General features: G+C 72.7%; 7 protein-coding genes and 1 pseudogene. 3 read left to right on the top strand and 5 right to left on the bottom strand.

Features of this window, described 5'->3' with window-relative positions:
• Positions 1 to 1,364 (bottom strand): DEAD/DEAH box helicase (locus B7P34_RS34620; protein ID WP_223268552.1); only part of this gene is annotated, 1,364 nt, incomplete at its 3' end.
• 480 nt (positions 1,365 to 1,844) lie between these two features.
• Here B7P34_RS34620 and B7P34_RS34610 point away from each other — a divergent pair.
• Positions 1,845 to 2,591: a ferritin-like fold-containing protein gene (locus B7P34_RS34610; protein ID WP_030366181.1), complete on the top strand. Its 747-nt coding sequence runs from the start codon at positions 1,845 to 1,847 to the stop codon at positions 2,589 to 2,591.
• Between the two features lie 42 nt (positions 2,592 to 2,633).
• Here B7P34_RS34610 and B7P34_RS34605 read toward each other — a convergent pair whose 3' ends face one another.
• The 4 genes from B7P34_RS34605 to B7P34_RS34590 form a co-directional block, all read right to left on the bottom strand.
• Positions 2,634 to 2,915, bottom strand: a complete 282-nt coding sequence (locus B7P34_RS34605; RefSeq protein ID WP_189383273.1) for a hypothetical protein — start codon at positions 2,913 to 2,915, stop codon at positions 2,634 to 2,636.
• Positions 2,916 to 3,074: 159 nt separating this feature from the next.
• Positions 3,075 to 3,302 carry a DUF3107 domain-containing protein gene (locus B7P34_RS34600; protein ID WP_106682111.1) on the bottom strand — a complete coding sequence of 76 codons (228 nt, stop codon included), beginning with the start codon at positions 3,300 to 3,302 and terminating at the stop codon, positions 3,075 to 3,077.
• Between the two features lie 60 nt (positions 3,303 to 3,362).
• Positions 3,363 to 4,001: a TetR/AcrR family transcriptional regulator gene (locus B7P34_RS34595; protein ID WP_030366183.1), complete on the bottom strand. Its 639-nt coding sequence runs from the start codon at positions 3,999 to 4,001 to the stop codon at positions 3,363 to 3,365.
• Positions 4,002 to 4,175: 174 nt separating this feature from the next.
• Positions 4,176 to 4,406 (bottom strand): hypothetical protein, encoded by a 231-nt coding sequence (locus B7P34_RS34590; protein WP_106682110.1) that lies wholly within the window; start codon positions 4,404 to 4,406, stop codon positions 4,176 to 4,178.
• Between the two features lie 142 nt (positions 4,407 to 4,548).
• On the opposite strand from B7P34_RS34590, the gene B7P34_RS34585 reads away from it, so the two are divergent.
• Both B7P34_RS34585 and B7P34_RS34580 read left to right on the top strand, forming a co-directional pair.
• The gene (locus B7P34_RS34585) at positions 4,549 to 5,532 is read left to right on the top strand and encodes an alpha/beta fold hydrolase (protein ID WP_106682109.1); all 984 of its coding nucleotides are present in this window, start codon (positions 4,549 to 4,551) and stop codon (positions 5,530 to 5,532) included.
• A pseudogene (locus B7P34_RS34580) lies at positions 5,525 to 6,249 on the top strand (hypothetical protein); the annotation flags it as partial. The gene B7P34_RS34585 and the pseudogene B7P34_RS34580, both read left to right, overlap by 8 nt.

The following is a 6,249-nucleotide window of genomic DNA, read 5'->3' as shown; positions in this document are numbered from 1 at the left end:
CGCTGACGCGGCGTGCGCGTGCGGGCCGGGCGCTCCTCGGTCTCCTGGCGCGGGCCGCGGCCCCCGTCACGACCCCGGTCGCGACCGCCGCGGCCACCGCGGCCGCCGGTCTCGCCGAGGTCCTCGATCTCCTCCGCAGCGAGCCCGGCGAGGGTCCGCTCGGAGCGCGGCAGTATGCCCTTCGTGCCGGCGGGGATGCCGAGCGCCTCGTACAGGTGCGGGGACGTGGAGTACGTCTCCTCGGGCTCGTCGAAGGGCAGCTCCAGCGCCTTGTTGATGAGCTTCCAGCGCGGGATGTCGTCCCAGTCGACGAGGGTGACGGCCGTACCCGACTTGCCGGCGCGGCCGGTGCGGCCGATGCGGTGCAGGTAGGTCTTCTCGTCCTCGGGGGCCTGGTAGTTGATGACGTGGGTGACGTCGTCGACGTCGATGCCGCGGGCGGCGACGTCGGTGCAGACCAGGACGTCGACCTTGCCGTTGCGGAAGGCGCGCAGCGCCTGCTCGCGGGCGCCCTGGCCGAGGTCGCCGTGGACCGCGCCGGCGGCGAAGCCGCGGCGGATCAGCTGGTCGGAGATGTCCGCGGCGGTCCGCTTCGTGCGGCAGAAGATCATCGCGCGGTTGCGGCCCTCGGCCTGCAGGATGCGGGCGACCATCTCCGGCTTGTCCATGTTGTGGGCGCGGAAGATGTGCTGCGCGATGTTCGCGTGGGTCTGGCCCTCGTCGTCCGGCGAGGTGGCGCGGATGTGCGTGGGCTGGGACATGTAGCGCCGCGCGAGGGAGATGACCGCGCCCGGCATGGTGGCCGAGAAGAGCATGGTCTGGCGCTTGGCCGGGAGCATCGTGATGATGCGCTCGACGTCGGGCAGGAAGCCGAGGTCGAGCATCTCGTCGGCCTCGTCCAGGACGAGGGCCTTGACGTGCGCGAGGCTGAGCTTCTTCTGGCCGGCGAGGTCGAGCAGGCGGCCGGGGGTGCCGACGACGACGTCGACGCCCTTCTTGAGGGCCTCGACCTGCGGCTCGTAGGCGCGGCCGCCGTAGATGGCCTGGACGCGGACGTTGCGCACCTTGCCGGCGGTCAGGAGGTCGTTGGTGACCTGCTGGCACAGCTCACGGGTGGGGACGACGACGAGCGCCTGCGGGGCGTCGGTCAGCTGCTCGGGCTTCGCCCGGCCCGCCTCGACGTCCGCGGGGACGACGACGCGCTCCAGGAGGGGGAGGCCGAAGCCCAGCGTCTTGCCGGTGCCGGTCTTGGCCTGGCCGATGACGTCGGAGCCGGAGAGGGCGACCGGGAGCGTCATCTCCTGGATCGGAAAGGGGTGCACGATGCCGACGGCCTCAAGGGCTTCGGCGGTCTCGGGGAGGATTCCCAGGTCTCGGAAGGTCGAGGGGTTCGAGAGAGTGGACAGGATCTTGCCTCTTCTGTGAGACGCGGCGCTGGGCGGCGAAGGGGGTCGTACAGGTCGTACGGACCGCGCCGGGGTACTGTCCGGCCTGGGGACGCCGGTCGGCGCGGGACCACTGCCTTCGCTCGAGCACACGTGCCGCGAGCGGATCCCTCCTGGTGCGTACGTCTCGTGCGCGCCGTGCGGAGGGCGGTCGGTTTTGGAAGCCGATCGGGCCACCGACCGGGCATCCGCTGGAGTCCAGGGGCTGGGGCGAGAAGATGCCCCCGGAGGACACAGCATGGGACAGCCTGCCGACACACTCGACAGGCGCATTACCACTGTACCCCGGAAAGGCGCATGTGTGTCCGGACAATCCTCCGGACAATCCTTGGGACAGATCCGGATGAAGTAGCTGACCTGGGGCTTCCCCGGGTTGCGAAGCGGGCTATTGTGCGCTCCATGGAGACGTCCGACAACGCTGAGAACGCCAACGAGCCCGCCGAGGCGCTCACCGGGATCGCCGCCCAGGACTGGGACCGGGCATCCGCCGACCCGCAGTACCGCGCGGCGGTCGTGGACCTGCTGGGCGCCCTCGCCTACGGCGAGCTGGCCGCCTTCGAGCGGCTCGCCGAGGACGCCAAGCTGGCGCCGTCGCTCGACGACAAGGCCGAGCTGGCGAAGATGGCCGCGGCGGAGTTCGGCCACTTCCAGCGGCTGCGCGACCGGCTGACCGCGATCGACGTGGAGCCGACCGGCGCCATGGAGCCCTTCGCGGCCGCGCTCGACGAGTTCCACCGCCAGACGGCGCCCTCGGACTGGCTGGAGGGCCTGGTCAAGGCCTACGTGGGCGACTCGATCGCCAGCGACTTCTACCGCGAGGTGGCGGCCCGCCTGGACTCCGACACGCGCGCCCTGGTGCTGACCGTGCTGGACGACACCGGCCACGCGACGTTCGCGGTCGAGAAGGTGCGCGCCGCGATCGAGGCCGAGCCGCGCGTGGGCGGCCGTCTCGCGCTGTGGGCGCGCCGGCTGATGGGCGAGGCGCTCTCGCAGGCGCAGCGCGTCGTCGCCGACCGCGACGCCCTCTCCACGATGCTCGTGGGCGGCGTGGCCGACGGCTTCGACCTCGCGGAGGTCGGGAAGATGTTCTCCCGGATCACCGAGGCGCACACCAAGCGCATGGCCGCGCTGGGCCTCGCGGCCTGACCGCTCCGGCCCGGGCTCCGGCCCGGGCCGCTTCGGACCCCTTCAGGCCGTGGCTGATCGGCGCGCCGAGTGGTCCCCCTGGCGCAGCAGCAGGGACAGCAGGGCGACGGCCACCCCCAGCGAGACCGCCAGGACGGCGGGGGTCTGCCCGGGGCCGAGCACCGAGTGGGCGAGCAGGGCGCCGAAGAGCGCCGCGACGGGACCGGTGGCCAGCGTCAGGGCCCGGGAGCGGAACTGCCCGTACCGCTCGGGGAGCCAGCGCAGGGCGCCGTAGGACACGGCGAGCCCGACGAGAACCGAGCCGAGCACTTCCCAGAGGATCATCGTCACTTCCCTCCCGTTACCGGGGCGAGGGGCGGGTGCAAACCGGTCGAAGCCGTACTACCCCACGAGGGTGTCCGGCAACCTCCCCGGCCCGCATCCGTAACGACAACGGCGGGGCCCCGGTGATTCCTCACCGGGGCCTCGCCGCTGGAAGAGCCCTCAGAGCGCGCCGAAGCCGACCTTGCGGGCCGCCGGCTCGCCGATCTCCACGTACGCCAGGCGCTCGGACGGGACCAGGACCTTGCGGCCCCGGCTGTCCTCAAGGCTGAGCAGCGGTGCCTTGCCGGCCAGCGCGTCGGAGATCACCCGCTCGACCTCCTCGGCACTCTGGGTGCTCTCGATGACGATCTCGCGCGGCGCGTGCTGCACGCCGATCTTGACCTCCACGGCTTACGTCCCTCCGAAGATGTGGGTTGATGTCCACACATTAGCCCGGGGCGGTCCCGGTCAGTGCTGCTCGGGGGCGTTCTTCGGGAAGCCCGCGATGCCGCGCCAGGCGAGCGAGGTCAGCAGCTGGACGGCGGTGGCGCGGGGCACCGTGCTCTCGCTGGAGAGCCAGTAGCGCGCGACCACCTGGGAGACGCCGCCCAGGCCCACGGCCAGCAGCATCGCCTCGTCCTTCGACAGGCCCGTGTCCTCGGCGATGACGTCGCTGATGGCCTCGGCGCACTGCAGCGAGACCTTGTCGACGCGCTCGCGCACGGCCGGCTCGTTGGTCAGGTCCGACTCGAAGACCAGGCGGAAGGCACCGCCCTCGTCCTCCACGTAGGCGAAGTAGGCGTCCATGGTGGCCGCCACCCGCTGCTTGTTGTCGGACGTGGAGGCGAGCGCGGTGCGCACCGCGTGCAGCAGGTTCTCGCAGTGCTGGTCCAGCAGGGCCAGGTAGAGGTCCAGCTTGCCGGGGAAGTGCTGGTAGAGCACCGGCTTGCTGACGCCGGCCCGCTCGGCGATGTCGTCCATCGCCGCGGCGTGGTACCCCTGGGCGACGAAGACCTCCTGGGCCGCGCCCAGGAGCTGGTTGCGTCGGGCTCGGCGCGGCAGGCGCGTGCCCCGCGGCCGCGCCTCGGTCTGCTCGATGGCTGTCACGCCGCCTCCCAAGATCGTTCACTGCACGGTGTGCACCGCGCCCGCCATCGTACTTTTGGGTAACCCGGGCGTGCGTGGTCGGAGCGGAGAATTTCACGGACCGGACGCTGTGGGAAGCTGACAAAAACCTGACAATTGGCGCAGGTCAGCCCAGGACTCCGCGGTCACGCCCGATCAGCGGTAGTCGTCCTCGTCCAGATCTACGACGCGCGCCTGTTCGGCGATGTCCGCCACGTTGGCCGTGCCCGGGTCCACGTCGCCGAGCGAGTCGTCGTGCTGGGGCGCGAGGTCGGCGTGCTGCTCCGCGGCGTCGGCCTCCGGGGCTTCGGCGTCGAATTCCGTCACGTCGGCGTCCTCCTGGTCGAAGTCTTCGAACGTATCGGGGTTGCTCGGGTCGACAGGCATTGCGGGCCCTCTCTCCGGTATCCGGGATGTGCGCCCTCGTACTCCTTGCGGTCGAGCCTAGGAGACAAGGCCCCGCGCCGCCAGGCGATCTGTGACCCCCGCCACAACCGGCCCGGCGTGATCGTCTCGTAACATTGCCCGCATGTCTTCGACCGAGTCGCCGGATGCCCGCATCGTTCCCGTGGTGCCTCCCGGTCGGCCCTCGCGCGTCAGCGAGGGCGAGGAGGTCCGCACGGTGGCCCTGCCCGGGGTCACGCTGGCCGTGCGCTCCCGCCCGCCCCGGACGCCCGGGCTGCCGCCCGTGCTGTGCGTCCACGGCCTCGGCGGCTCCTCGCAGAACTGGTCCGCGCTCATGGAGCTGCTCGCCGGCGACGCCGCCTGCGAGGCGCTCGACCTGCCCGGCTTCGGCGACTCCCCGCCCCCGGACGACGGCGACTACTCGGTCACCGGCTTCGCCCGGTCGGTCATCCGCTACCTCGACGCGAGCGACCGCGGCCCCGTCCACCTCGTCGGCAATTCGCTGGGCGGAGCCATAGCGACCCGCGTGGCCGCCGTCCGCCCGGACCTGGTCCGCACGCTCACCCTGATCTCCCCGGCGCTGCCCGAGCTGCGCCCGCAGCGCACGGCCGTGCCCACGGCCCTGCTCGCGCTGCCCGGCGTGGCGCCCCTCTTCGCCCGGCTGACGAAGGACTGGTCCCCCGAGCGCCGTACGCGTGACGTCCTCGCGCTCTGTTACGGAGACCCCGGAAGAGTGACATCCGAGGGCTTCGCGCTGGCCGTCGCGGAGTACGAGCGCCGGCTGGAGCTCCCCTACTTCTGGGACGTCATGGCCCGCTCCGCACGCGGAGTGGTCGACGCGTACACCCTTGGGGGCCAGCATTCGCTGTGGCGGCAGGCGGAGCGCGTCCTTGCCCCTACTCTTCTGGTCTACGGAATGCGCGACCAGCTCGTCTCCATCCGGATGGCCCGCCGTGCCGGCAGGACTTTCCGCGACTCGCGGCTGCTGACACTGGTGGAATCGGGACATGTCGCCATGATGGAGGACCCGGACGCGGTGGCTCGTGCCTTCCGCGACCTCGTAGCGGACACCGCCACTGCCGATCGGAGCGCCTCGCCTCGTGGGTAAACACAGCGCACGCGCCCCCCGCGCCGTCTCCCGGCCCGCCGCCACCGGCGCGGGCGGCGGAGCGGACGCGGGCGGTCACGACGCCACGGCCGCCCCGCAGGGTGAAAGCGAGGGCGAGCCACTCGGCGGGCCCGCCGGCCCGGCGGGTTCCCCCGGCCCGGCCGGCCGGCCCGGCGCCTTCGACCCCTCCGGCGCCTCCGGCTCCTTCGCGTTCGCGGGCGGCTTCGACCCCTCTGACGGCCTCTCCGGTCTCTCCGGCCTTTCCGATCCCCTCGATCCGTCCGACCCCCTCGAACCGTCCGACTCCTTCGACGCCTTCAGACGGCAGGACGTCGGCGTCGGCTGGGGCGTCATCGGCGTGCAGCGCGCCCACGGCACGGACGCCGGGGCGTACGGCCCGGGGAGCGTTCCCGGCGGCGAGGCCCGGCTGGCCGGCTACCTCGGCGGGTACGCCGGCGAGCAGGAGCCCGCCTCCTGCCGGCCGGCCCACGGCTATCAGGCGGTTCCCGGGCCGGCCCACGGCTCCCCGTACGACATGTCCTACGAGACGGCCTCCGAGGGGCAGCCGGCGCAGGCGCCCTCCCCGTACTGGCTCGGCGGCGCACCGTCCGCCCCGGCCTCCGGCTCCGCTTCCGCCTCCGTCCTCGCCGAGGACCCCGCGCCCGCCGCTCCCCCCGCCGCCGCGCGGGTGCCCGCGCCCCGCCCCGGCGCGGCCCG

Source organism: Streptosporangium nondiastaticum (genome assembly GCF_003011965.1).
Lineage (GTDB): Bacteria > Actinomycetota > Actinomycetes > Streptomycetales > Streptomycetaceae > Streptomyces > Streptomyces nondiastaticus.
This window is presented reverse-complemented; position numbering and strand designations above follow the sequence as displayed.

Bases quoted from the DNA above. Each gene is read 5' to 3' on its own strand.
- B7P34_RS34610 (WP_030366181.1), top strand. From the start codon at position 1,845: ATGGAGACGTCCGACAACGCTGAGAACGCCAACGAGCCCGCCGAGGCG.
- B7P34_RS34605 (WP_189383273.1), bottom strand. From the start codon at position 2,915: ATGATCCTCTGGGAAGTGCTCGGCTCGGTTCTCGTCGGGCTCGCCGTG.
- B7P34_RS34590 (WP_106682110.1), bottom strand. From the start codon at position 4,406: ATGCCTGTCGACCCGAGCAACCCCGATACGTTCGAAGACTTCGACCAG.
- B7P34_RS34585 (WP_106682109.1), top strand. From the start codon at position 4,549: ATGTCTTCGACCGAGTCGCCGGATGCCCGCATCGTTCCCGTGGTGCCT.